The organism is Bradyrhizobium sp. 141, assembly GCF_023074055.1.
Classification (GTDB): domain Bacteria; phylum Pseudomonadota; class Alphaproteobacteria; order Rhizobiales; family Xanthobacteraceae; genus Bradyrhizobium.
Window position 1 is genome coordinate 168,568 of the sequence record NZ_JADPKR010000013.1, and the last position, 24,117, is coordinate 192,684.

At 59.5% G+C, this 24,117-nt stretch carries 21 protein-coding genes; 13 read left to right on the top strand and 8 right to left on the bottom strand.

Annotation, left to right across the window (positions count from 1 at the left end; genetic code table 11):
• Nucleotides 1-435 (top strand): hypothetical protein, encoded by a 435-nt coding sequence (locus tag IVA81_RS03085; protein WP_247312074.1) that lies wholly within the window; start codon nucleotides 1-3, stop codon nucleotides 433-435.
• A gap of 174 nt (nucleotides 436-609) precedes the next feature.
• On the opposite strand, the gene ppk2 is transcribed toward IVA81_RS03085, so the two are convergent.
• Both ppk2 and IVA81_RS03095 read right to left on the bottom strand, forming a co-directional pair.
• Entirely contained in the window at nucleotides 610-1,410 is an 801-nt protein-coding gene (ppk2, locus tag IVA81_RS03090) for a polyphosphate kinase 2 (RefSeq protein WP_247312076.1), read from the bottom strand.
• Nucleotides 1,411-1,436: 26 nt separating this feature from the next.
• Complete coding sequence (locus IVA81_RS03095) at nucleotides 1,437-1,892, bottom strand: hypothetical protein (RefSeq protein WP_246916299.1); 456 nt, start codon at nucleotides 1,890-1,892, stop codon at nucleotides 1,437-1,439.
• A 177-nt stretch (nucleotides 1,893-2,069) separates the two neighbouring features.
• Between IVA81_RS03095 and IVA81_RS03100 the strand changes: the two genes are divergently transcribed.
• The 9 genes from IVA81_RS03100 (at nucleotide 2,070) to IVA81_RS03140 (ending at nucleotide 11,911) form a co-directional block, all read left to right on the top strand.
• Complete coding sequence (locus IVA81_RS03100; protein WP_247313302.1) at nucleotides 2,070-2,513, top strand: hypothetical protein; 444 nt, start codon at nucleotides 2,070-2,072, stop codon at nucleotides 2,511-2,513.
• On the top strand, nucleotides 2,506-3,738 hold the full coding sequence (locus IVA81_RS03105; RefSeq protein WP_247312079.1) for a biotin/lipoyl-binding protein: 1,233 nt from the start codon (nucleotides 2,506-2,508) through the stop codon (nucleotides 3,736-3,738). The genes IVA81_RS03100 and IVA81_RS03105 overlap by 8 nt, the downstream gene beginning before the upstream one ends.
• A 106-nt stretch (nucleotides 3,739-3,844) precedes the next feature.
• Nucleotides 3,845-4,594, top strand: a complete 750-nt coding sequence (locus IVA81_RS03110; protein WP_247312082.1) for a DUF2092 domain-containing protein — start codon at nucleotides 3,845-3,847, stop codon at nucleotides 4,592-4,594.
• A 46-nt stretch (nucleotides 4,595-4,640) separates the two neighbouring features.
• Complete coding sequence (locus IVA81_RS03115) at nucleotides 4,641-4,922, top strand: hypothetical protein (RefSeq protein WP_247312084.1); 282 nt, start codon at nucleotides 4,641-4,643, stop codon at nucleotides 4,920-4,922.
• A 498-nt stretch (nucleotides 4,923-5,420) separates the two neighbouring features.
• Nucleotides 5,421-6,917 carry an ATP-binding protein gene (locus IVA81_RS03120; protein ID WP_247312088.1) on the top strand — a complete coding sequence of 499 codons (1,497 nt, stop codon included), beginning with the start codon at nucleotides 5,421-5,423 and terminating at the stop codon, nucleotides 6,915-6,917.
• A 96-nt stretch (nucleotides 6,918-7,013) separates the two neighbouring features.
• Nucleotides 7,014-8,630, top strand: a complete 1,617-nt coding sequence (locus IVA81_RS03125) for a DUF3300 domain-containing protein (RefSeq protein WP_247312090.1) — start codon at nucleotides 7,014-7,016, stop codon at nucleotides 8,628-8,630.
• Nucleotides 8,627-9,544, top strand: a complete 918-nt coding sequence (locus tag IVA81_RS03130; RefSeq protein WP_247312093.1) for a DUF2950 domain-containing protein — start codon at nucleotides 8,627-8,629, stop codon at nucleotides 9,542-9,544. The genes IVA81_RS03125 and IVA81_RS03130 overlap by 4 nt, the downstream gene beginning before the upstream one ends.
• A complete protein-coding gene (locus IVA81_RS03135) occupies nucleotides 9,528-9,998 on the top strand; it encodes a hypothetical protein (RefSeq protein ID WP_247312096.1) in 471 nt (156 codons plus the stop codon). Before IVA81_RS03130 ends, IVA81_RS03135 begins: the two co-directional genes overlap by 17 nt.
• A gap of 311 nt (nucleotides 9,999-10,309) precedes the next feature.
• Nucleotides 10,310-11,911 (top strand): MASE4 domain-containing protein, encoded by a 1,602-nt coding sequence (locus tag IVA81_RS03140; RefSeq protein ID WP_247312098.1) that lies wholly within the window; start codon nucleotides 10,310-10,312, stop codon nucleotides 11,909-11,911.
• Between the two features lie 932 nt (nucleotides 11,912-12,843).
• Here IVA81_RS03140 and IVA81_RS03145 read toward each other — a convergent pair.
• Nucleotides 12,844-13,059, bottom strand: a complete 216-nt coding sequence (locus tag IVA81_RS03145) for a hypothetical protein (protein WP_247312100.1) — start codon at nucleotides 13,057-13,059, stop codon at nucleotides 12,844-12,846.
• Between the two features lie 726 nt (nucleotides 13,060-13,785).
• Nucleotides 13,786-13,956, bottom strand: coding sequence for a hypothetical protein (locus tag IVA81_RS03150; protein ID WP_247312103.1), 171 nt, complete (start codon nucleotides 13,954-13,956; stop codon nucleotides 13,786-13,788).
• A 227-nt stretch (nucleotides 13,957-14,183) separates the two neighbouring features.
• Here IVA81_RS03150 and IVA81_RS03155 point away from each other — a divergent pair, with 227 nt between their 5' ends.
• Both IVA81_RS03155 and IVA81_RS03160 read left to right on the top strand, forming a co-directional pair.
• The gene (locus tag IVA81_RS03155; protein ID WP_247312106.1) at nucleotides 14,184-15,299 is read left to right on the top strand and encodes a PqqD family peptide modification chaperone; all 1,116 of its coding nucleotides are present in this window, start codon (nucleotides 14,184-14,186) and stop codon (nucleotides 15,297-15,299) included.
• Nucleotides 15,286-16,362 (top strand): nucleotidyltransferase family protein, encoded by a 1,077-nt coding sequence (locus IVA81_RS03160; protein WP_247312109.1) that lies wholly within the window; start codon nucleotides 15,286-15,288, stop codon nucleotides 16,360-16,362. The genes IVA81_RS03155 and IVA81_RS03160 overlap by 14 nt, the downstream gene beginning before the upstream one ends.
• A gap of 157 nt (nucleotides 16,363-16,519) precedes the next feature.
• Here IVA81_RS03160 and IVA81_RS03165 read toward each other — a convergent pair whose 3' ends face one another.
• Entirely contained in the window at nucleotides 16,520-16,906 is a 387-nt protein-coding gene (locus IVA81_RS03165) for an H-NS histone family protein (protein ID WP_247312111.1), read from the bottom strand.
• Nucleotides 16,907-17,616: 710 nt separating this feature from the next.
• Here IVA81_RS03165 and IVA81_RS03170 point away from each other — a divergent pair.
• Nucleotides 17,617-17,985 (top strand): H-NS histone family protein, encoded by a 369-nt coding sequence (locus IVA81_RS03170; protein WP_247312114.1) that lies wholly within the window; start codon nucleotides 17,617-17,619, stop codon nucleotides 17,983-17,985.
• A gap of 55 nt (nucleotides 17,986-18,040) precedes the next feature.
• Here IVA81_RS03170 and IVA81_RS03175 read toward each other — a convergent pair whose 3' ends face one another.
• The 3 genes from IVA81_RS03175 to IVA81_RS03185 form a co-directional block, all read right to left on the bottom strand.
• Nucleotides 18,041-19,510: an exopolysaccharide biosynthesis polyprenyl glycosylphosphotransferase gene (locus tag IVA81_RS03175; protein ID WP_247312117.1), complete on the bottom strand. Its 1,470-nt coding sequence runs from the start codon at nucleotides 19,508-19,510 to the stop codon at nucleotides 18,041-18,043.
• A 151-nt stretch (nucleotides 19,511-19,661) separates the two neighbouring features.
• Nucleotides 19,662-21,677, bottom strand: coding sequence for a hypothetical protein (locus IVA81_RS03180; protein WP_247312120.1), 2,016 nt, complete (start codon nucleotides 21,675-21,677; stop codon nucleotides 19,662-19,664).
• A gap of 75 nt (nucleotides 21,678-21,752) precedes the next feature.
• Nucleotides 21,753-24,092, bottom strand: a complete 2,340-nt coding sequence (locus IVA81_RS03185; protein WP_247313304.1) for an AAA family ATPase — start codon at nucleotides 24,090-24,092, stop codon at nucleotides 21,753-21,755.
• Between the last annotated feature and the right edge of the window lie 25 nt (nucleotides 24,093-24,117).

Genomic DNA, 24,117 nt, shown 5'->3' on the forward strand with positions numbered 1-24,117 from the left:
ATGAGAAAGCTTGCCATCGGCGCCGCTCTGATTGCGCCGCTTGCAGCCACCGCTGGTTTCAGCACGCCGTCGCGTGCCGAGACCGGCGAAGTCGCCGTCGTCTTCACCAAGGGCGGCTTCATCGTCGGCATCGGTGGCGGTGAGGGTGTTCTGCTCCTCAGGGGCAAGAAGTATCCTTTCACGGTCTCTGGCATGAGCGTCGGTTTCACGATTGGGGCCTCGACCACGAAGTTCGTGGGCCGCGCCCTCAATCTGAGGGGGCCGGCGTCGATCGAAGGTTCCTATGTCGTGGGCGGAGCGGGCGGTGCGGTTGCCGCGGGCGCCGGTGCCGTTCAGCTCCAGAATGGCAATGGCGTCATCCTTCAGCTCACCGGTCCAAGGGTCGGAGCGGAAGTCTCCGCGGCAGTCGGTGGTGTGACCATTCGTTTGAAATAGACGCGGAACGCTGTCGGACTGCCCAAAGCGCGGCTCGACGCGAGGACTGAAGTGCGGCGGCCCCTCTTCGTCGAGTGCCGTCCGCGTTCGCGAGGCATCGTCGAGGGGCCGAATAGAGGTCCGTCGGCAGGTCTGCGTCATGCGATCGGGCCGCGCCATTGCGCGGCCTGATCTTCAGTATTGCTCGGCGACGAAGTTCATTCCGCGCAAGCCCGCCTGGTCGTTGTAGCGCCCCTTGTCGGACCGCTTCGGCAGTCTGACGCTGTCCTTCTTGATGCGCTTGTGCGGGATGGACTTCAGGAGATGCGCGATGCAGTTCAGCCGCGCCCGGCGCTTGTCGTCGGAGCGGATGATATACCACGGCGCGTCCTTCGTGCTCGTCTTCCGGAGCATCAGGTCGCGGGCGCGCGAATAGTCATACCAGCGCCGATAGGATTCCAGGTCCATCGGGCTCAGCTTCCATTGCCGGACCGGGTCGTCGATGCGCGCCCTGAAGCGGCGTTCCTGCTCGTCCATCCCGACCTCCAGCCAGATCTTGATCAGGATGATGCCGCCGTCGATGACGTATTTCTCCATCTGCGGGCACAGCGAGAGGAAGCGATCGTGCTCGGCGGGCGTGCAGAAGCCCATCACGTATTCGACGCCGGCGCGATTGTACCAGCTTCGGTCGAAGATCACGATTTCACCACCGGCGGGAAACTGCTCCATGTAGCGTTGGAAGAAGAGCTGCGTCTTTTCGCGGTCCGACGGTGCCGGCAATGCCACGACGCGAAACACGCGCGGACTGACCTTCTCTGTGATCGCCTTGATCGTGCCGCCTTTGCCGGCTGCGTCGCGGCCTTCGAACAGGACGATGACACGGAGCTTGTTCTGCCTCACATAGTCCTGGAGCTCACACAGCTCGACCTGGAGTTTTTCCAGCTCCTTCTCGTAGTCCTTGCGCTTCATCCGCTCCGAGGAGTCGTCCTTGGCCATGTCCGTTCCTTCGACTGCCTTGCGCGCTAGTCATCGCCCCAGGAGATGGTCACGCCGATATCGCCCGGCATGCCGCCCGGGAAGTCGATGATCTGATAGGCAATGCGATAGCCGCGCGGCTTCAGATAGTCGGTCCAGAGCTGGAAGATTTCCTTCGGAATGCCGGTCAGGGTGCTCTCCCAGCCCTTTTCCTGCTGATTGATGGCGCGGCCCTTGTCGGTGCACAGGGTGTTGGGAAAGCGGTAGACCTGAACCTCGGTCAATCCGTTTCGCACTGCACGCTGGATAATGGTCGAGGCGAGCTTGATCTTCTCGTCCTCAGTCTTGCCCGACGGCTTGGTCAGTCGATCAATCAGAGCCCGCTTCTCTGCTTCGGCGGCGGCGGCAAGGCGGACATATTCGTCCGCTTTTTCGGCCTCCTTGAGGGCCGCTTCCTTTCGGATCTGCGTGGCACTGGGAATGAGATCATCGATGCCGGGCATGACGGGCGGCTCCTGCTTGGTTGCTTTGCTTCAGCTTTTAGGCGACGCTAGGTGGCGTCGTTTTCAGGCCGTTGATCCAGATCAAGCAATTCCGCAGTCCGCTGCCGACACTGCGTTCGAAAATCAGGCGGACGTGCGTCAGATGGGGAGAGAGCGTTGAGCGAGCAACTTCATCCGATGGCTCCGCATCATCTGCCGTTCTATCTCGCGCCGGGGAGTGGCGTGGATACGCTGATGGTGGTGATGGGCATCTTCCTGATCGGCGTCGTGTTCTGGGTCGGCACGCTCTATTGGAAGCTGCACAGCATGCCGGAGCGGATGGCGCACAAGTCGCAGAAGCTGCAATTCGAATTTGTCGCCGTGCTCGGCCTGATCTCGCTCTTTACCCATATGCATATCTTCTGGGTGGCCGGCCTGTTGCTTGCACTGATTGATCTCCCCGATTTCGGTACGCCGATGCGCAGCATCGCCGATTCCGTCGAGAGGATCGCTGACGGGCCGCAGAGAGAGCCGAAAGCGTCGATGCTCGAGGACGGAACGCCGCGTCCAGATGATCAGGGCGGCTCGCCGCCGGAAGAAAAATCCCCTGTCATAAAGGAGAAGGAGCATAGCCATGTTTGAGCTCATGTTCTGCTCTCTCCTCACGATACTGCCAGATTACCTCTATCGCCGGTATGTCCAGGGCAAGCGTTTCGGCAAGGAAATCACCTTCTTCTCGGTCTGGTATGAGCTGCGATGGGGCATCACCGGTTGCCTGATGCTCACGGTCTCGCTGATCACCATGATCTTCTACTTCCATCCGTCCACCACCTCGGCAGCGCTCTATTTTCGCACCGTGCCGATCCTGCCCGAGGGGTCGGGACGGGTGGCCGAGGTCAAGGTTGGTTTCAGCGCGCCGGTGAAGCAGGGCGACGTGCTGTTCACGCTCGATAGTTCCAAACAGCAGGCTGCACTCGAGACGGCAAAGCGCAAGGTTGCCGAGGTCGATGCATCAATGACGGCGGCGCAATCCGATGTGGTCAAGGCCGAAGCCCAAATCCAGGAGGCGAAGGCCAGTTACCAGCAAGCCAGGGACGAACTCGATACAAAGTCCGACCTTCAGCGCCGCAATCCCGGTATCGTGCCGCAGCGTGATATCGAGAAGCTCCAGGTGATGGTCGACCAGCGCCAAGCCGGAGTGGACGCGGCAAAAGCCGTAAAGGAATCCGAGACGCTGCAAGTATCGACCTTGATTCCTGCGCAGAAGGCGAGCGCAGAGGCTGCTCTCGCCCAAGCCCAGGTCGATCTCGACAAGACCTTTATCCGGGCCGGTATCGACGGACGGGTCGAACAGTTCCTGATCCGCACAGGCGACGTCGTCAATCAGTTGATGCGGCCCGCCGGTGTGCTGGTTCCCGAGGGGGCTGGCCGGAAGTCTCTGCAGGCTGGCTTCGGTCAGATCGAGGCCCAGGTGATGAAGGAAGGCATGGTGGCGGAGGCGACCTGCATCTCAAGGCCTTGGGTGATCATTCCGATGGTTGTTACGACGGTGCAGGACTACATCGCGGCCGGGCAGTTCCGTGCCGGCGAGCAGTTGATCGATCCGCAAAACATCGCGCGTCCCGGCACGATCCTGGTGTTCTTGGAGCCGCTCTACAAGGGGGGCCTGGATGGGGTCACGCCGGGCAGCAGTTGCATCGTCAATGCCTACACCAGCAACCACGAAGAAATATCTGCCAAGGACACCAGTACCGGCCGCAAGATCGCGCTGCATGTCGTCGATGGCGTCGGCCTGGTGCACGCTTTGCTCCTGCGCATCCAGGCGCTGCTGCTGCCCATCAAGACGCTGGTTCTGAGCGGGCACTGACACGGGTACACGCAACGGAAAATAGCCACCAACGCTCTTCCTGATTCAAATCAACAAGGCGAGAACCGGTGCGTCCTGAATGCGCTTCCATCACGGGAGTATCATCATGAAGAAGAAAGACTTCCTTCGCGCAAAATGCTGCGCCACCTCGGCGATTGCCGCAGCAGCGCTGATGGTTGCCGCGACCGCTTCGGCCCGCGCTGACGATCCAGCCAGGCTCCTGAAATCCATGACCGACTATCTCGGCGCACAGAACACACTGTCCGCTGCCTTCGACAGCGACATCGAGGTCATTACGCCGGAGCTGCAGAAGATCCAGTTTGCGAGCTCGGGCCAGTTTAAATTGAGCCGGCCCGACAAGCTCCGCGTCAGGCGCATCGGCGGCTATGCCGATATCGAATTGATCCATGATGGAAAGACGGTCTCGCTCTACCGCAACGATGCCAAGTCCTATGTCCAGGCGGAGGCGCCGGGCACGGTGGACCAGATGACAGCGACGATGCAAGCCAGCTCGGGCCTCGGCATGCCCGGCAACGACCTCATCCTCTCCAACGCGTTCGACGAGCTGATGGCCAGCGCCAGCGAAGGCAAGCATATCGGCCAGGGCGTAGTCGATGGCGTCGAATGTGAGCATCTTGTTTTTCGAAGCCCCGACATCGACTGGCAGATCTGGATCGAGTCGGGTGCCAAGCCCGTGCCGCGGAAATACGTGATCACCGGCAAGACGCTCTCAGGTGCGCCCCAATACACGCTGCGGATCAGGGACTGGAAGACCGATGCTTTTGCGGATGCCGACACATTCGTCTTCAAGGCCCCGCGGGCGCGACCGAGGTCGGCCTCGATTCCGTCGCGATAGCCGAATTCGACGAACTCCCTCCCGGAACTCCGTCAGGAGCAAAGAAATGATCAAGTCGCGACAAGTCCTCATTTACGCATCCGCAGCAATGGCGCTTGCCGCAGGATTATTCATGAATGGGACACGCCACTTCGCCGACGGTGCCTTTGTCTCGGAGGCGCAAGCGAGAGTAGGGCGACCGCTGACCCCCATGAGCTATGCCGGCGTCGCCCGCAGGACGACGCGCCGGGCGGTGGCTGTCGGTGCGGCGGCCGGCGCGGCTGGCGCCTATGGTTCGTCCTGTGTGCAGGTCGTGGACGCCTACGGCAGGGTGACCACGCGCTGTTAATGGTAATCCAACGGGATGATTGGCTCCCGCCCGGTTCGAGCGAGAGTAAGTCCGGCAGGCCGCCACTCTTCCGGAGAAAGCATGAGCGGGCGCATCTTCACAGCCCCGATCAAGTCGAGTTGGCCGATCACGGCTGCCCGGCTCATTCTTTGCCTGCTGGTCTGGGGGGCTCTGCGGCCCGCGGCGCTCGCCGCCGAGCGCAACGAGCCCAAACGGGTTCTGCTGCTCCATTCCTTCGGCCGGGATTTCCGGCCTTGGAGCGAATATGCGCGGAGCATCAAGGCCGAACTCGAGCGGCGGTCGCCATGGCCGCTCGACATCCAGGAGCACACGCTTCTCACTGCGCGCTTCAACGATCCTGGGCCGGAAGCGCCCTTCGTCAATTATCTCGGCTCGCTTTACCAGGGCGCGCCTCCCGACATCGTCCTCAGCATCGGAGCGCCTGCGGCGCGGTTCGTGCAGGGATACCGCGCAAAGCTCTTCCCCAAAACGCCGGCGGTGCTGTCCGTCGTCGAGCAGCGGCTGGTGAACGGCCTCGACCTCACGGACAACGACGTTGTCGTGGCCGTCCGCAACGATTTCATGGCCGCCTTCGGCAACATCCTTCAGGTCCTGCCGGACACCAAGACGGTGGCCGTCGTCGTTGGTGCCTCACCGCTCGAGAAGTTCTGGATCGATGAGGTGAAGCGGGAGCTGAAGCCCCTGGCTGGCCGGCTTGACCTCATCTGGTATTCGGACCTGCCGTTCGAGGAGATCCTGAAGAGCGCATCAACGCTTCCGCCCCACACCGTGCTGTTCTGGGGCCTGATGTCGGTCGACGCTGCAGGCATCGTTCACGAAGGCGACATCGCCTTGCGCAGCCTGCACGCGGTCGCTAACGCGCCGATCTTTTCCTACCAAGAGCCCTTCTTCGGCGGGAGCAGCGTCGGTGGCCCGATGCATTCGGTTGGCGAGACCAGTTCGAAGACGATCGATGCCGCTATCCGCATCCTTCACGGCGAGAAGCCCGCCCATATCAAATACGAACCAATTGAATTCGGGCCTCCAAAATACGACTGGCGCGAGATTCAGCGCTGGGGCATCAGCGAGAGCAATTTGCCGCCGGGAAGCGAGGTTCTGTTTCGCGAGCCAAGATTGTGGGAGCGGTATCGTTGGCAGATTGCAATGATCGCAGCGGTGTTCCTAGTCCAGGGCGGGCTGATCAGCGGATTGCTGCACGAACGTCGCCGGCGCCGACTGGCTGACGTCGAGTCGAGGCAGCGTCTCGCGGAGCTCGCGCATCTCAGCCGCTATGCGGCTGCCGGAGAGATGACGACCTCCATCGCTCACGAGCTGAACCAGCCGCTCGGCTCGATCCTGACCAACGCCGAGACAGCGGAGCTCATGCTGAAGAGCGCCTCGCCGAACCTCGATGAACTCAGAGCGATCCTCGCCGACATCAGGCGCGACGACCAGAGGGCCAGCGAAGTGATCCGACGGCTGCGCAGCATGCTGAAAAAGACGCCCTTTGAGGTGCGCGACGTTCAACTGAACAGTACCATTCGCGAGGTCGTGGGTTTCGTCGCTGATCTGGCGCAGGGACGCGGCGTCGTCTTGAGCTACGCTCCCGCGGCGAGCGAACTTTATGTTCGGGGCGATCCGATTCATCTTCAACAGGTCCTTCTCAACCTCATTATCAATGCCCTGGATGCGACTGCTGAAGTTCAGACAAGCAAGCGTGAAATCAGCGTGGCCCTGAGTCGTACGGGGAGCTACGCCGAGGTCACGGTCCGTGACACCGGTCCCGGCATCCGGGCGGATGATCTCAAGACGATCTTCAATCCGTTCTTCACCACCAAGCCGCAGGGGATGGGCATGGGAATGGCGATCGTCCGTACCATCGTCGAGGCCCACCACGGCACGGTTTCGGCGGAAAATCTGCCGTCCGGCGGAGCTGTGTTCACGGTCAAGCTTCCGATCCTGCGATCGACTTTCGCGTTGCAGCAGGGCGGTTGAGCCAGCCTCGGCGTAGCGAGCTTCCTTTGATCTTTGTCAAAGAGCGATCCAGTCGCGGACCGATCCTGCCAATCGCGAATTCGATGGAGGATTGTCATGCGTGGCTGTGCGAAAGCTCTGGTGGCGCTTGCGCTATTGACCGCTATGCCGGTCGTCGCCTCGGCGCAGACGGCAGACAAACCTGCATCTCCAGCGGCTCAAGTGCAGCCGGGGAGCCAGCCGTCGCCGAGCGCCGAACTCCTGAAGCCTGAGCAGCTCGAAGCGCTGGTCGCGCCGGTCGCCCTCTATCCCGACGAGTTGTTGGCAAATGTGCTGGCGGCCTCGACCTATCCGCTGGAAGTCGTGCAGGCCGATCGCTGGCTGAAGGAGCGCAAGTCGCTGAAGGGCGAAGCGCTCAGGGTCGAGGTCGAGAAGCAGGCATGGGATGACAGCGTCAAGGCGCTGGCGAGCACCGCAGAGGTGCTGACCATGATGAGCGACAAGCTCGACTGGACCAAGGATCTCGGGGACGCCTTTCTTGCTCAGCAGGCAGATGTGATGGATGCGATCCAGCGATTGCGCACCAAGGCCTATGACAACAAGAAGCTCGTTACGACCAAGCAGCAGAAGGTCAGCGTCAAGACGCAGGAAAACAAGCAGGTGGTCGTCATCGAACCGGCCGAGCCCGGGACGATGTACGTGCCATATTACGAGCCAGCCGCCGTTTACGGGGCATGGCCTTACGCGGAATACCCGCCCTATTATTTCGGCTATCCCTCCTATATCGGCGCAGGCGTTGTCGCGGCTGGACTTGCCTTCGGCACCGCCTGGGCGATCGGACGCTGGGGCAATTACTGGGGCGGCGGCTGCAACTGGGGCAATCGCAACGTCTACGTCAACCATCGCAACACCAATATTAATACCGGCTGGCAGCATAATGCGGCGCACCGCCAGGGCGTGCGCTACAACAACGCCAATGTTCAGCAGCGCTTCGGTAATAACAATCTAAAGACTGGCGCGGCGGACCGGATGGATTTCCGCGGACGTGACGGCAACCAGGTGCTGCGTCCGGATCAGGGAGCGCGTGACCGCGCGGGCGACCGTGCTGGTGATCGTGGTGGCCCGGGCGACCGCGCCGGTGCTACGGATCGCGCCAAGGGCGGCGGTGACCGCGCCAAGAATGCTGGCAAGGGCGGCGGCGATCGCGCCAAGGCCGCTAACCGCGCAGGTGGCGGTGCGGCCAACCGTGGCGGAGGTGGCAATCGTGGAGGCGCGATGAACGTTTCCTCCGGCCAGTCGGCGGCCGCGGCATCGGCACGTGGACGATCCAGCATGGCCAGCATGCCCCGCGGTGGCGCCGGCGGACCGAGCATGGCCGGTCGTGGCGGCGGTGGCGGGATGTCGATGGGTGGCGGCGGTGGCTTCCGTGGTGGCGGCGGAGGAGGCGGGCGCGGTGGTGGTGGCCGGCGTTCCGATATCGCGCTGAAGCACGACGTCGTCCTGCTCGGCCATCTCGGTAACGGCCTCGGCTATTACCGCTTCAGCTACGTCGGCAGCGACAAGGCCTATGTCGGTGTCATGGCGCAGGAGGTCGAGCAGGTGATGCCGAACGCCGTAACGCGCGGAAGCGACGGATATCTGCGCGTGTACTACGAGAAGCTCGGACTGACATTCCGCACCTACCGCGACTGGCTCGCCAGCGGCGCGAAGATCCCCGCGGAGGTGACACCATGACCGGTCTGAAATCGCTACGCCGGGCAATTCTGCCGGGCATCACGGCGCTGGTGCTGCTTGGCTCTGCGTCACAGGCCCAGCAATCGTACAAGACGCCCGAAGACGCTGCTGCTGCGCTTGCGGCGGCGGTCAAGAGCGGGCCGGGCGACCTCCTGAAGGTGCTCGGCAAGGCCGCCGAGGACATCGTCTTCTCCGGTGACGAGATCGCCGACAACGATATACGCCAGCGCTTCACGTCGATGTATGACGCCAAGCATGGCATCAAGGCGGAGGGTAACAAGACCGCATCCCTGATGCTGGGCCCGGACGATTTTCCGTTCCCGATCCCGCTGATCAACACTGAATCCGGCTGGGAGTTTGACACCGACGAGGGGCGGATCGAAGTGCTCCGCCGCCGCATCGGCCGCAACGAGCTCGACGCGATCCAGACCGCACTCGCCTATGTCGACGCCCAGAATGAATATGCAGGCAAGGATCGCGGTGAGGGCGTCGGCGTCTACGCGCAACGCATCGTCAGCAATCCCGGCAAGAAGGATGGGCTGTTCTGGCGCGACGACAGCGACCCGAGCCCGCTCGGCCCGCTTGCGGCGGAGGCGTCAGCCGAAGGCTACAAAGCGGCAGGTGTAGGGCCGAATCCATATCACGGATACTATTTTCGGATCTTGAAGGGGCAGGGAATGGACGCGCCCGGCGGCCCGCTCAACTACGTCGTCAAAGGCAAGATGATTGGCGGCTTCGGGCTGATTGCCTGGCCTGCCGAGTATGGCAATTCGGGCGTGATGACCTTCCTCGTCAATCATAACGGTACCGTCTACCAGAAGGATCTCGGCAAGCGCACGGACTTCGTTGCCAGGCGTACCTCCTTGTTTGATCCCGACCAGACCTGGAAGAAAGTCGATGCAGAGAAACCTTGAGCGCGGCGTTGCCTTGTTGAGGACTTCGGTGATTTACCTCGGAACGATCGCGCTCCTTGCGTTGGCGGTTCCGGCAACACCGTCCTTCGCGCAGGCCTCAGGGCACGTCCGGGTCAAAATTGTGAAGGCGGGCCTGCTTGTCGGCGCTGGCGCGGGCAACGGGGTGCTGACCTATCGCGGTCACGATTATCCCTTCCAAGTGACCGGCATTAGCCTCGGCATCACGGCCGGCGCGACCATCGGCCGGCTCGATGGCCGGGCTTCGGGCATCCGCGAAATCTCCGACTTTGCGGGTTCCTACAGCTCGGTTGGTGGCGGGGCGGCGCTCGTCGGGGGAGTGAACGGCGTCCACTTGCGCAACGACAAGGGGGTCGTGATCGTTCTGCGAGGGCCGAAGGCTGGCCTGGAGTTTGCCGCCAACCTCAGTGGAATCACAATATCGCTTGCGAAATGAGGTCATGCGATTGACACTTCTGTCGCACATTAGGCGGCGAGTTTCAGTGTCGAGGGTTTGACCGCCAACCCAAGACTGCTGGCCAGAAGGCTGCACGCCAGGCTTGTCGGGGACCGGGAAGGTTCGATGACGAGAACGGCCTCATCGCCCGCACCTGGAAGCTCAGTTGCTGCGGTCACGACACCGTGGCAGGATGCCCCCTGTTAAAACCCGAGGCTGCCCAGGCGAGCGGGAGCCATGGACTGATCTCCGGGCCGCCGCGCACTCGAACAACCACAGTATCAACAACCGCCGGAGCACAGGCGGCCACCATGCTGAACGTCGAAACTCAGCGTTACACGCCCGCATCGGATCGGGATCTTCCTGTCGTAGTCGCATTGATGCCCGCAACGCCGAAACAGCGAGCAGTCGCGGTTGGCCTTGCCGTTGTGATTATCGTCCTTGCAGCGCTGGTTGCTCCGTTTGCGCATCTCCAGATCGGCAGGATCGACAGCTTTGTTCCGGTTCTTCAAACCGTCCTGAGCGCAGCCGACCTGCTTACGGCAATTCTGCTGTTAGCCCAGTATTCGGTCCAACCGCATCGATCGCTGCTTGCCATCGCCAGCGCGTACCTCTTCAGCGCCTCGTTCGCCTTCTTGCAGACGTTGAGTTTCCCGGGAGGCTACGCACCTAACGGCATCATCGGTGACGGCTTCAACACGCCGGCCTGGTTCTTCGTCCTTTGGCACACGACGTTTTCTTTGTGCGTGCTGTCCTACGTCTTGCTGAAGGAGATGAAAGCGGCAATCCCCCGGTCGCCCGCTGCCAGCATCGCGCTCACGCTTGCGTTCGTGTTCGGGGTGGTGGTTGTAGCGGCGACGCTTGTGACCACTTGGGTCGGGGATCTGCCGAGCTTCTACACGACGAGTGTCACGCTGCAGACGCGGCTCGGTAATCAGATCAACGTCGCATTGTTCGTTTTCGGCGCGTTCCTGTTCTTGCTGCTCTTTACACGTGGGCGAACGGTGCTTGATCTCTGGCTGATGGTGACCTTGTTGGCGTGGCTGCCCAACTTCCTCGTGGCAGCCGTCGCGAGCTCGGTTCGCTTTTCGGTTGGTTGGTATGCGGCTCGCGGCTTTGCGCTGGTCGCGAGCTGCATGCTGCTGTCGGTCCTGCTGACCGAAATGACCCTGCTGTATTCCCGGCTCGCCAGTGCCCTGACGATGCAGCGGCGTGAGCGGGCCAACCGCCTGGTGAGCATTGACGCTGCTACCGCCGCGATCGCTCATGAAGTCAGGTCGCCTCTGGGCTCAATCACTTTGAATGCAAGCACGGCTCTCCAGATGCTTCAGGCACAACCTCCTCGGCTGGAAGAGATCAACGTCATTCTCAAGGATATGGAAGAAGCAAGTTTAAGGGTGAATGAGACGATCAGGAGCGTTCGCGGGCTTTTCAAGGACGCCGCTGATCAACCTGCGACGATAAACATTGAGGAAGTCACGCGCCAAGTATTGCGGCTACTGCAGCACGAATTGCAGTTGAACGAAGTGTCTGTCGTGACCGAGTTTCAGGTCGATGGCGCCCTGGTGCGTGCGGATCCCGTGCAACTGCAACAAGTGATTTTGAACCTGCTGAAAAACGCCATCGAAGCGGTGAACGCCGCTTTGACCGACGGTCGCAGATTGAACGTTGGAACACGGCTCGACGGTGGGGCTGTTATCCTCTTCGTTCGCGATAACGGCGCGGGAATGTGTCCGAACGACCAAGGCCGCATTTTTGAGCCGTTCTTCACGACCAAGCGGGAAGGGATGGGACTGGGCCTGCCGATCTGCCGCATGATCGTCGAAAGGTATGATGGCAGTTTGGTTCTTGCAGAATCCAGTCGTCGTGGCTCGACCTTCGAGGTGGCTTTGCCGGCCATGCATCTGGTCTAAGTTCCGAAGAGCGACGCTCACGCCGTCGGTCTCTCCGGCGCGGTTTGTCCAACTGAAGCGAGCTGTTCACCCTCTATTGAGGTGTGGGACCCATCTGGGCCGAAATTGGAACGACCTCCTTGTTGCAGCACTCGTGAACTGCATGGGTCTCTCTTGCCTGTCGCGATCTTATTCCGATTGCACAGGAAGCGCATTCTTGCGCAGGATGCGCACGAGACGTCCAAGGCCCAGGTGTTAATGCACAGCTCAAGAATTGTGGTGCCGAATAAGTTACTGAACCCATGGTGCCCATGATGGATTGGAGCGAGAGTTCAAGGTTTCCTAGCGGTCAGGAGGAGGGCGTGTGCACGATGTGTGCACCGGGAGATCAAGAGAAATCCATCATGGAAAGCCGAGCCGGTACTTGTGGAAGCGGGATAGATAGGACACGAGGCTTGCGGCGTTCCAGAGAATAAGGCTTGCACATCCGTGCTGGTCTTCAATCCAGCCAGACGGTGATCAGAAACGCACTGGCTTGGGAATCCCGCGCGGACGATACCTCGTTGTTCGGGGTCTTCGCGCGTGCGGCGACGACGTTGACCGCCGTCTCTCTACCGAGCGCCGTGCTTCCGCCCTTCGTACTCTCTCCCGGAGCCGCTGTAATTGAGCCAGCAGGCTAACGAGTTCGATCGTTGTGTGACGCAGCCCAGCCAGGCTGCAAACTCCACTACTCACTACCACACCCCTAAACAGGCCTTGCCGAATCCGTGACGGGAAGCTCGAATTTGTGATGACGTGCCAATAACGTCTAAGCGATGGCTCCTTGAGCCGTCCGTTCGCTTTACGACGATAGGCGGAAATATTTTCGAGCGTTCTAATGCGCTGCAACAGAAATGCCTGTCTCGAAAAAGAGAACTTGGACGCACTCTCTCAAAACGGCCTCGACATTTGCATCAGCACGAGGAAGCCGCACCAAGAATATCCGTCGTCCGAACGATTGGCTCTTCGACCCAGGCCTCGCGAGCGAACCAGTTGTGATCGGCCTGGCAAGTGGGGCAACGAGTATTGCCGAAAAACACGATGCTCCGCAGGAAAGTCTCACGATCGGATTTGATGCCGGTCGGAATCGCGCGACCGGTTTTCGGACACTTGACCATAATCATACCCATGTGAGCCTCCCTGAAACATCTGCCGAATAAAAGGGGCCGGTCGGCTGGAGTGCGCTCTCGTCGGTGCGGGGTACTTGGGGGGCATCGCACCTGGGTCGATGTTCGAGCAAAGGGCAGCTCGCTCGTGACGACGCTTCTCCAACCGACCGGATTCTTGCTGGGCGAATTCTTGGGAATACTGCCGACTTTGGCCCGGCAGGCCTATGAAATGAGGATTCGACCTCAACCGAAAGCTTCTGGGGGGCCCCTCACAATTATCATGTCCAATCCCTGCGGCTTCGTGCGGAATATTCCGCTCGCAACGAAGCCAGTATCTTCCTCTTGTCGGACAGATCAGCCAACCGGATCACTGGTCACTCCCCCCTCATGCAGTCCGTTAATATTCTCCGTTTTTCATTTAATGCGCAATTAAATTCGCATTGTCGGTCCGGTTTGCGACTTTCGACCGATTTATTTTGCGGGGCTGTCGCGGCGGGATGTCACATCGGAAAGCGTCAAGCCCTTCGCACTTTCAGCCATTTCCTCACTACCTGTTGCCGGTTCGGGCCGCGCCGATTTGACTTGGTAACGGATGGTTCGTGCGCGGTTCAAATATGAAATAAATTTTGTTATATGGCGGTGTTGTAAATATCGTTGTTAATTGCTGCCAATCAACTAAGCTAAGCTCGCCCAGGTTTCGTTCGGCTGGAGGAGACAATGTGGGATTTAACACTTGGCGGGTACGACCTAGCCCTCGATGCGCCGCAGTTGGCCCAGATGCGCGCGGAATTGGTCGGTATTGGAGAGAAGGAGCGCATTCTGCGAGAACGCAGTGCCGATCGCGAAGCCTATCGGTACCTTCTGGATGCTCACCGGTTGAGCGCGAGCGCGGTTTCTTTGAGAGAAGGTGTTGAACATTTCTCCGCAGGGAGGGGGCAGGGGCGGTCAGCTGTGGCATGACTGACCGGATTGTCGTTTCGAAACGAGACCGATTAGGTGACTTGTGCCCGGCAGACGGGAATTGCCGTGCCGCGGACGGGTCAGATTGATCTTCATAGGCTGCCGAGGGCGGCGAGAGCATCCCAGACGCTGTCGTCGCCTCGTCGCTGCAGGAAGAGGCAGAGTTCTTCACATTGGTTGGAGCCGTGCTGGAAAGATCGTCGGCCGAGATGGTTTTGAGACCGGCTGCGGATGCAGTGTTCGCGCTGCTGGAAGGTCGATCAATGCTCTTCAGCGAAACAGGGCAGAAGATCTTTGAACTGGACCGAGTAGGAGCATTCATCTGGTGTAAGCTGGCGCAAGGCGCCTCTCTGGAGGACATCTATCAGGGGCTTGGGACGCTAGGCGTTGACGCGCACACGGCACGCCAGTTCACGCGACGGGTTGTAGATATATGGATCGATCGAGCGTTGCTCGAGGTCGACTGGCGAATGCCGACCGATGTTGCCTTCTCGGCGGTTCTAGGCCGGCACCGAATAGGGGTCCGGGCTGCAAATCCGGACCTCTTGAGATGGCTGCGCTCGCTGTTTTGTGTTTCGGGCCAGAGCGCCGGCGGCGACGACATTGCGATCGAGGCAATGATGCTTGACGAGCAAGTGCTCTGGCGCGGAGAGGATTCCAGCATTTCGAGGTGTCAAATCGAAGCACTGGCCCCTACGATCAAAGCACACATCACCGAGCGACTTATTCGAAGCAATCGCTGGACCTTCTCCCTCCATGCCGCTTCCCTCGTGAAAGACGGTGCGGGGCTATTGTTATGCGGACAACCGGGAGCCGGAAAGTCCACCCTCACACTGCAGTTGGTGGACGCCGGACTTCGGTACGCCGGTGATGACGTTGCGCTGGTTGGAACTGACGGAGCGATCTGCGGGATCCCGTTTGCTCTCACCGTCAAGGAAGGATCGTGGGACTTGCTCTCGCGACTACATGGCGACCGGTACGACGCGACGCATTGCCGCTCCGACGGCGTTCTGGTGCGGTACGTGCCCATTGCGGATGCGTACCACCAATGCTTTTCCGCAAGCTGGATCATCTTCTTGAACCGTGTCGCGAGCGGTCCGGCCGAACTAACCGCGATAGATCAACTGGATTCGATGAAGCGGCTCATCGATAATGCATTTGCTGCTGACGGACGACTTTCGCAGGCCGGCTTTTCCGCTTTGAAGCGGATCGTCGCTGGCGCGCCATCGCTTCAACTCACCTACTGCGAGGCCGTGGAGGCCCGGCGCGTGCTTATGGATCTATGCAATGGCAAGGCATAGCACGGCGCTGACGAGCCTCTGCAATTGCCTGCAAGGCATGCCACCCGTCGACATCGAGTGGACGTCCGTAATCGGGCTCGCAAACCAGACTCTAACGACGCCGGCTCTCATCGATTTCGTTGACAAATTTGCACAGATCCTGCCGGAGGACGTCCGCACATATGTCCGCCATATCTACAGCCGAAACGTGCTGCGCAACAATCGCCTCCTTGCTCAACTGGAGGAGGCCGTTGTTGCGATGAACGGCCTGGGAATTACGCCGATCCTACTCAAGGGGGCATCGACCCTGGCGTCCGCGCCCGAGGAGCGGCGAGGCGTTCGGCTGATGTCTGATCTGGATATTATGGTTATGCCGGACGAAGCTGAAAGAGCAGTCACCGCTCTGGGCGCGATTGGCTATCAAGTTCACGAGCGGCCCCCTCCCGAAAGCAAGAGATGGTATGTCGAGATGAACCGGCCGCAGGATGTCGGCACCATCGATCTGCAGCGCGCCGCTCCAGATTCTGCCTATTTCGGCTGCGACCGCGAACACGCTCTGAGTCATTGCTTCGCTGCGAGGCTGGGGCGGGGAAGCGCGTATGTCCCCACGACTACCTGCCGAGCGCTTATGTTGATCATCCACGATCAGTTTCAAGACTTTGGCTATTGGCTCGGGGACCTCGATCTGCGGCATCTCCTTGAATTGCGAGATCTGAACAGTTCCTCCGGTGGCATCGATTGGACTGAGCTTACCTCTCATATGTCAGGCGATTTGATGAAGAACGCGGTCGAAACCCAGCTGCTCGCTTTAGCTGAGCTGCTTGGGGTCGATATCCCGCGCCCGCTGCGCTCCCGACTAATCCCACGTCTGCAGTTCATGAGACAATTGATGCAAGCACGCTATCCGGTCACACGTGTGCCCTTTCTCGCGATGACGATTCTGGACCTTAGAAATTACCGTCGGGAGGGGACTGGTTCCGAAAAAACCAGCGCGCGTCGGCGTGGATTGTGGACTGTGCCCAGAGCGAGCACCTTAGAGTATCTGTTGAGGGCGACGACTGCGGTTCGTACGGGAAAGGTGTAGGGCCCGCGAGGGTCACACAAGCGCCTTTCGGGAAGGGCGGAGGCAGATCCCAGGGCGGACCGGGCTTTCCGATGTTACGGCCCCAGGCCGGTAGAGCGTTTTCCGGAATGCGCAGGGCTGAACGTTTTCAGGCAACCTTACGTGCAAATGCGCAGGGCTACGAGTGCTCTCGACCACCATCATTCCGGTCGGACGTGTCGCCGTTCTCGCGGATTCTGAACTCCTCCAGCGTGTGGCCTGACCGGAGGGCGGCAACTAGCCAGCGAGGCTGTTTGCCTCGTCCCGACCAGGTCTCGGTCGGCTGGAGCGGGTTGGAATATTTCGGCACAACCTTCGGGTATTTGCGCCGTGGCGGCTGGCCTAGGCCCATCTCTGCCGCTACGCTCTCGGGCCCGCCGACTTGTTCCGGCTGATTGAGTTGCGCCAGGCGCTTCTCCAGCTCCCGCTTTTCGGCCGTGATCTTTTCAGCAAGAATTTTTGTTAGCTCCTCGTGGAGGAGCCATAATTCTTCAAAATCCATGGCTTCGAGATCTTGCCTGTGCATAGATAGCATTCTCGTCACCGTTGGACTGGCTGCCTATCCATCGACCATCGGTCATATTCAAACATCGTGGGCCGAACGAAGAATGAACGTGGTCAGGCACTCGATTTGACCTAACAATAGATTTGTTATATATTATTTAATAATTATTGCGACGATTATTTTATTAATAAGCCTCAGCAGGCTCAGAAGCTTGCGGGAAGGCGCAAGAGGAGAATTGGTTTTGATCGAGTATCCTCTCGAACGTCTTCGAGATTCAATCGGCCGGTTTATCGTTCCCTCAGGTGCATTGTCGGACATCCAGGCCTTGAGGGCCCAAATCGAACTAAGGCGGCGCGCATTGAGGGAGATCGAGATTATTCGCTCCCGTTTGTTCTTATGCCGCGCGGCGGTAGGGCTTCCTGGACGAAGGAAAAGTGGACATCGGTCTCTTAAATGCAGGCTGAGGCGGGGCAGTTGTTCAGGCGGTCAGCTTAAATCCTGGGCGCTTGGGCGGTTTCCTCGCCGCAAGTAGGACGTGTGGTATTTCCTGCCCTCAAGTTGGATTAGCGGCTCGCTCCTTTTACCAGCTTGATTACTAACCGCGACCCAGTTATCTGGGGGGCGAGTTTGGTTCCATACATTGCTTTGGATAATTTGGCTCTGTGTCTTGATTAATGTCGACTGGGGCAATATTAGATGGAACTAGGTGGGCGCAACTACACGGTGCGAGAATGTCAGCTAAGAAACTCGAATTAGAATCCATGTCCCTCGACGATCTATGGTCGCTTCATGAGGAAATTAGCGGCATTTTGTCGGATCGGATCAAGGCGGAAAAGCAGGAACTGGAGAAGCGCCTAGCGGTTCTCGGCGGCGGGATGGCTGTGTTAGCCGAAAGAAGAGAGTCGGGCGTCTCCCCGCCCGGCAAACAGAGGCGCAAATATCCGCGCGTGCTGCCGAAATATCGCAATCCCCAGACTTCGGAAACCTGGTCGGGACGTGGTAAGCAGCCGCGATGGTTGGTTGCTGCCATGAAATCCGGCCGTCGGATCGAGGAGTTTCGCATAGGGGGAGCGGGTCCGAAGCTTCGGCAGCGGGCGTGAAGCGGCGCTACGCCAGCAGGCTGGCGTAGCTTGGCGCTTTGAGCGGAGATCCAGCCTAGTAGGCGTTACGGCCCCGCAATACTTCCATCGGAGTTCGCAACAGGATTGCGAGATCCAGCCGAAGACTCCAATTGTCGATGTACCAGAGATCGTACTGTACACGTGCTTCGATCATGGAGGCTGTGGGAGTTGCGCCGCGGCAGCCGTGGATCTGGGCCCATCCGGTCAGTCCCGGCCTGACCCTGCGGCGAAACGCGTAGTTTCGCACGAGCTTGTCAAACTGTCCGTCGTGGGCCAAGGCGTGGGGACGCGGACCCACCAGCGACATGCTGCCCTCGACCACATTCAGCAGTTGCGGCAGTTCATCGAAACTGGTCCGACGCAGCCATTTGCCGACGCGGGTAACGCGTCGATCGGCGCGGTTAGCCTGAAGGATTACGGGCCCATCCTCAAGCACATGCATGGTCCGGAATTTGCGGATTAAGAATATTCGGCCGTTGAAGCCACAGCGTTGCTGCCGAAAGAATATAGGGCCGGGAGAATCCAGCTTGATCGCGATTGCAGCCAGCGCAAGCAGCGGGGCGAGCATCGCCAAGCCGAGGCTACCCCCGATAATATCAATCGTCCGCTTGATCGCGGACTCCAGCGGCGTCAGGGGGCCACGCTGTAGTTCTACACAAACGGCACTTCCAAGACTCCGCTTAGGGTGTCGAAGCAATTCGGACGTTGTGCCGACGGGCACGAAAATGATCGGGAACGGCAATACGCGTAAATCGGCAACAAAGGCTCGCAATTCGGGCCATCGCTCCGGGGCGGCTTCCACCACCACCTGATCGAGCTGGCAGGTGCGGATGTGGTCGATGACGCGGGCCGTGAGCCGCCTTCGGCAGGCGGGACCGAAGCCAAGCGGAGGCAAGCTGAATCGTCCCTTCACGCAATATCCGTGCATTGATAGGGTTTCGGACAACCCCACGTTCTTCGACCATGGTTGATCGCTGATCAGAACGATATTTGTGTTGGCGAACTTTCTGCCGCTCAGGGCCCTTCCGAGAAGCACCTTGACTCCCCACCGTTCGGCCAAAAGCAAACTCAGACCGATAACGACGAAGAGTAGTCCTGCTTGCTGTGAGGTCCCCGGGTGAATTGCAAAGCCGTACACCGACCAAATGAAAAGCACCGATGACGTCCAAGCCAGACAGACCGCCCGCATCTGATTTCGGAGGGCGAGGAGTTCAACTGGCTGATAAAGCCCGTGCGTCTTCAGCAGGCAAACGAGACAAGCTGCGCTGATCAGCGCCAGGCCAAGTGCGTTGCTCACGCCGGCTGCGGCTTGCCCATTTTGGGCTTGGTGCAGCAATGAGGAAACGATGCTCGCAAATAGAATGGTCGCAATATCCGCACAGAGCGCCACGTGCTCGACCGCGTCATAACGGAGGGGCCATTTGTGCTGGCGGGACGCTACCAGCTCGGGACTGAGACGATCCGTAACCTCCCGCTCGCGGAAATCTCGGTTCACGAAATTCATTGTCGCGGCCCTGCATTTAATATTTAATTTATTATTAATTAACAAACTTTTCAAGTGAAAATTGCGGTTCCCATTGATTTGATTGGCACACTCCTGTCGCCGGACCGTGATCGCCTGTTGGCCAAAGGTCGCCGCTTCCTCCGATCTTATCTTATCGAGAACCCTGTCGAGAGCTCCGCGTGCGCACTTGGTCGAGGTACGCCGGATCTAGTTCCGAAATCAGGCCCTCGAGATAGATCTTCCCGTCGGGCGAGGCTGACCGGTACGCGGTCACAAGCGCGGGTCTGAGGGCAGGCCGATGTCTAACGACGAGGGTTATGTCCCGCTTGACCAATTCACGAAACTCAGGCTCTCGTACCACGGTATCTGTAGCAAGCGCGACGGATACGCGTAACGGAAGTAAATCCAGATCATTGGGGGCAGTATAGTATGACATTTTGAGCATCGCTGCCGTGCTGGACGGGGACGAATTATGCTTGGACCCAGCCGCAAGCATGAGCCAAATGTCACCCCGGAGCGGCGAAGAGCGTAATGCACGAGCAAACGCACTCGAAGTCACAAGAGGAGCCGTGCTTTGCTCGTCGGCAGCAGGAGCCGAATCCGAGCTGAATCTTGATCCGCCTCGGAACCATAGGTCTTCACGCGCTGCCGCAACCGAAACCGGTTTCGAGATCCCGTTCGGCCAGGCTGCAGCAGTAGACAGAACCGACACTGAAGAAGGTCGTACACTGAGATACAACTCAGGGAGGGCCATCCATACTGCCTGCGTGATCAGTGCGATTCCAAGCACCATCAGGGGAATGCGCGGCCACATGGTGACTAACGCTGACGCGAACCTCCAACGAGAGGCTTGTGCTTGAACTGCAATCCGGTCGGAGGCCTCTTTCGATTCTGAGGATATGACGTCGCGTCCCGGGGAGTGGACGCTTTGACCGAACGACAACCCAAAAAGCGCACCGAGCAAAAGCGATGCGCCCAAACCCAGAATTCCGTGCTCGGAAAAGGCCAGTATCGTCACTGCAATCGAAGCGCCGGCGCCCAGCGCGGCGAACACGTAATCGTAGGTCCGTGACAGAGAACGCCTGATCAGAATGCAAGCGCCGAGCAATGCAATAACCACGAGTCCGCAAAGGAAGGCCCACCCCATGTCTACAACAATCGCGGCGGCGGCAGTCGGCCTTTCTCGCGAGGCGCCGCCTTCAACGTCCAGGTAAATCGGCAAGAGCACGGTCGAAGCACCCGCGCCGGATCCCGTTGGCCCAACGTCCTGGAGCATCCGTTCTGTTGCGGTCTGACTGCTCGTCGAAAAGGCGATCGTCAGATCGGTGTTCGTCCTGAAGGGAATGGTTGTGGCTATGGCAATGGAGACAATCGCGGCGGTTGCGAGAACGCCAGCGGTACCCCACGAGCCCAAGAACCACCTGCGAATGGCGAACACCGAGAGCAAGATTCCAGATCCGAGGAGGGCGGCAACGACAGTGGTGGCGTTGGTCCGAATGACCAGCGCGGCCATGCAGACGACCATTGCGATGATTGCGGCGAGCAGAGCAGGGAGCGGGGCCGGCGCAATTGTTCCTGGCCGACTGTGCCGCCGTAATTGATCGAGCGCACGTATCGCCGTCGCGTAGGCGAGCAGCACGCCGAGCACTGCGACGGTCGAGCCATCCGGTCCGGCGGCGCCATTTGTTTCCTTGCCGAACCACATGGCCGTGGCAACCGTGGCTATCGCCAATAGAATATGCAGGACTTGCGCTGCGCGATATCGGTCAAGCGTGATGACCGCGGTGACGAGGGCTGTCGCGAGCACAGCACAATACTGCGCGAGCGAGAACATCGTGGTCGCGGTATCGACGGTGATCATTTCGGGGAGGGGCTCGCTCAGGGCCGCCGATGCGGTTGCCCAGATGGGATTGCCGAGTGTGCCCGTAGGCATCGGCACTGCCTGCAACGCCATCCAGAGCGCCGGAGCTGCGAGCACAACGACCAGGCCAGGCCGGAGGAGCAGCCTCGCGAGTCCGAGGGAGGCGGACAATGGAAAGATCGCGACAGCCAGCGCAGCTGTTGCAAGTAGGAAGGATGCCAACACCCAGCCTGGCAGGCTTTCCGGCATCGCGAGCGCGGCGGTAATCGCCACCAACTCGGCTAACATGACGAGGCGGACAATCATGTGAACACCATCGTGTGGTGCGGCCACTCCGCTGATCCGCTTGCCGGAGAACGTGGAGGCCGCTACGATACAGCCTTAAGAGCCAGTAAGACCATAACGGATGTAATGGCTGTCATGATAATAGTAGCTCCGATGACCATCATATCGAGCCATCGCCTTGGTATCCGTCTTGCTGAGGACTGCCCCGATCAGCGACTCGTGAATGTTGGGCGCCGTGTGCAGCGCGTGCTGTACGACATCTATTTTGGTCCGGCCCCATTCAACGACCAGAATGTAGCAGTCTATCAGGGAGGAGGTGGCTCGGACATCAACTAATGGGGTCAACGGGGGAAGGTCGACGATGATGTAGTCATAGTCGGCCCGCAAACGGTCGAACAACTTGCTGATGGTGTCGGCACAAAGGATTTCGCTGGTGTGAAGCAGGGGGCCCCGTCGCACGGCGGGTAAGAATGCAAGGTTGGTCGCCGGATCCCGCCAAATGGCCTCCGTGAGAGACCGGCTGCCGTTTGCAACTTCGAGGATTCCAGCGGCAGCCTTTGGTGCAAAGATCGTGGATAGCGAAGGATTCCTGAGGTCGCAATCGACGATGATCGCTTTCTTGCCGGTGTGCCCGATCAATTGCGCAAGCGAGGCTGCAATTGTGGTTTTCCCCTCATTCGGCAGGGCCGAGGTAATGCCGATGACCTGGGAGGAGATCTTCGCCGGATTGTGGTCGATGGCTAGCTTGATGGAACGAATTGCCTCGGTATATCGCGATAGCGGCATCCCGACCACGGTTCGATGAATTGCGGTTGGAGATGAAACGATCCGTTGCTGAGCATCATCATCAGCAGTTGGTTGGAGGCGAACTGGTGGCTTCGATGATTTGCGGACCGGTAATAATGGAACCAAAGATAGGCAAGGCAATTCCAGCACAGATTCCACTTGTGAAGAAGTGCGAAATACGCGGTCCATGAGGTCTCTGAGGAGTGCCAAGCCGATGCCAAGCGCGAGACCGCCTAGGATGCCGAGCGTTAGCACCAATCTTGTTTTTGGCTTGCTCTTGCTTGGCGGCGGCGAAGCGGGAAAAAGCACACGCGTTTCTGAGATGGGAAATGACTCCTGCTGTGCGGAGCCCATGTAGCGCTGCTGGAAGGATTCGTACAAGGCACGCAAGCCCTTTGCCCTGCTTTCCAGATCCTTGATCGTCAGCTCGGCAGAATTGACTGAACGGGACTGCGAAACAGCCTTGGACAGCTGCTTTTCGATTTCTTGCTGCCGCTGCTTGGCAAGTTCGAATTCGCTTCGGCTGACTTCGGCAAGTCTTCTGACTTCGTCGAATATGGAGACGCGAAATTCCCGAACGCGGTTCCGGATATTGACGACTGCCAAGTGATCACGGCCGACCTTTGCCGCCAGCTCGGCCTCACGTCTCATAAGTTCTAGGTATTGCTGGCGCAGTCCAGTAATGATCTGACTGTTCAGCGCATCCGCCCCGATAGCATCCAGATTTGCCATCGAGGATGGATTCTTCGGATCGGAGGCGAGGAGCGTTTCATAGCGGGCCAGTTTGGCCGTCGCCTCAGAGGTTTGGGCGCGCGCCGCAGCCAATCGGTTGTTGATCTCTGTGATTTGCTGCTCGTCGATGGGCTTCCCGTCCAAAGAAACGATATTGTTCTGGACCTTGTAGACGTCGACGGCCCGTTGTGCAGCGATAGCTTGGTCGCCCAAATCGCGTAGCCTCTCCTGTAGCCAACTTGTTGCTCTGCGATTGGCTTCAAATTTTGCATTGAGCTGGTCCGCAACATAGGCATTAGCTACCGCGTTGGCGATCTCCGCTGCTCGGGCGGCGTTGCTCGAACTGAAGCTGATCTCAATGACATTGCTGAACCCGACACGCCCCGCTGAAAGCCGGCTCAGAAATGCATCTACGAGCCCTTCCGATGGTTCGCCCTGGGCATCGGATGGACCAGCTTTCTTCGTTCCAGCCGAGCCCCACGGCCGAATTCGCTGCCAGAGCGACTGTAGAGATAGCCCAGATCCGTCAAAGTCCGGGTCGTCCGCCAGTTTCAACTGGTTGATGACCGCAACGGCAGTGCCCTTCGATCTCAAGAGCTGAAGCTGGGTCTCGATTTGGTTTAGATCGAAGGCGGTCTCGGCGAGCAGCGACTGCTGCTGGACAAATTGGGGCCTTGGATTCGCCAGCAGGATCTGAACTTGCGCGGTGTAAGTCGGAGGCGCCAACCGGAGATAAAGCAGGCTGGCCGCAATGGCGAGTCCAGCGGTGAAAAGGATCACGAGATATTGGCGCCGTAGAAGCCCGATACCGAAATTGATGATGTCGCTGATTCCTCCGCCGTCCGCCTTGGCGGACTGGGGCAGCCCGTTCGCCGGCAGCCGTAATCTATCTGTGTGTTGAATATTGTTCTGAAGCATCACGTAACCTGTCCGACGGTTGGTC

What these genes read in the sequence shown, in the direction of transcription:
- IVA81_RS03100 (WP_247313302.1), top strand. Translation starts at nt 2,070, where the DNA reads ATGGCTCCGCATCATCTGCCGTTCTATCTCGCGCCGGGGAGTGGCGTG.
- IVA81_RS03085 (WP_247312074.1), top strand. Translation starts at nt 1, where the DNA reads ATGAGAAAGCTTGCCATCGGCGCCGCTCTGATTGCGCCGCTTGCAGCC.
- IVA81_RS03135 (WP_247312096.1), top strand. Translation starts at nt 9,528, where the DNA reads ATGCAGAGAAACCTTGAGCGCGGCGTTGCCTTGTTGAGGACTTCGGTG.
- IVA81_RS03115 (WP_247312084.1), top strand. Translation starts at nt 4,641, where the DNA reads ATGATCAAGTCGCGACAAGTCCTCATTTACGCATCCGCAGCAATGGCG.
- IVA81_RS03095 (WP_246916299.1), bottom strand. Translation starts at nt 1,892, where the DNA reads ATGCCCGGCATCGATGATCTCATTCCCAGTGCCACGCAGATCCGAAAG.
- IVA81_RS03165 (WP_247312111.1), bottom strand. Translation starts at nt 16,906, where the DNA reads ATGCACAGGCAAGATCTCGAAGCCATGGATTTTGAAGAATTATGGCTC.
- IVA81_RS03170 (WP_247312114.1), top strand. Translation starts at nt 17,617, where the DNA reads ATGTCAGCTAAGAAACTCGAATTAGAATCCATGTCCCTCGACGATCTA.
- IVA81_RS03145 (WP_247312100.1), bottom strand. Translation starts at nt 13,059, where the DNA reads ATGGGTATGATTATGGTCAAGTGTCCGAAAACCGGTCGCGCGATTCCG.
- IVA81_RS03110 (WP_247312082.1), top strand. Translation starts at nt 3,845, where the DNA reads ATGAAGAAGAAAGACTTCCTTCGCGCAAAATGCTGCGCCACCTCGGCG.
- IVA81_RS03125 (WP_247312090.1), top strand. Translation starts at nt 7,014, where the DNA reads ATGCGTGGCTGTGCGAAAGCTCTGGTGGCGCTTGCGCTATTGACCGCT.
- IVA81_RS03185 (WP_247313304.1), bottom strand. Translation starts at nt 24,092, where the DNA reads ATGCTTCAGAACAATATTCAACACACAGATAGATTACGGCTGCCGGCG.
- IVA81_RS03150 (WP_247312103.1), bottom strand. Translation starts at nt 13,956, where the DNA reads ATGTTCAACACCTTCTCTCAAAGAAACCGCGCTCGCGCTCAACCGGTG.
- ppk2 (WP_247312076.1), bottom strand. Translation starts at nt 1,410, where the DNA reads ATGGCCAAGGACGACTCCTCGGAGCGGATGAAGCGCAAGGACTACGAG.
- IVA81_RS03160 (WP_247312109.1), top strand. Translation starts at nt 15,286, where the DNA reads ATGGCAAGGCATAGCACGGCGCTGACGAGCCTCTGCAATTGCCTGCAA.
- IVA81_RS03175 (WP_247312117.1), bottom strand. Translation starts at nt 19,510, where the DNA reads ATGAATTTCGTGAACCGAGATTTCCGCGAGCGGGAGGTTACGGATCGT.
- IVA81_RS03105 (WP_247312079.1), top strand. Translation starts at nt 2,506, where the DNA reads ATGTTTGAGCTCATGTTCTGCTCTCTCCTCACGATACTGCCAGATTAC.
- IVA81_RS03180 (WP_247312120.1), bottom strand. Translation starts at nt 21,677, where the DNA reads ATGATTGTCCGCCTCGTCATGTTAGCCGAGTTGGTGGCGATTACCGCC.
- IVA81_RS03140 (WP_247312098.1), top strand. Translation starts at nt 10,310, where the DNA reads ATGCTGAACGTCGAAACTCAGCGTTACACGCCCGCATCGGATCGGGAT.
- IVA81_RS03130 (WP_247312093.1), top strand. Translation starts at nt 8,627, where the DNA reads ATGACCGGTCTGAAATCGCTACGCCGGGCAATTCTGCCGGGCATCACG.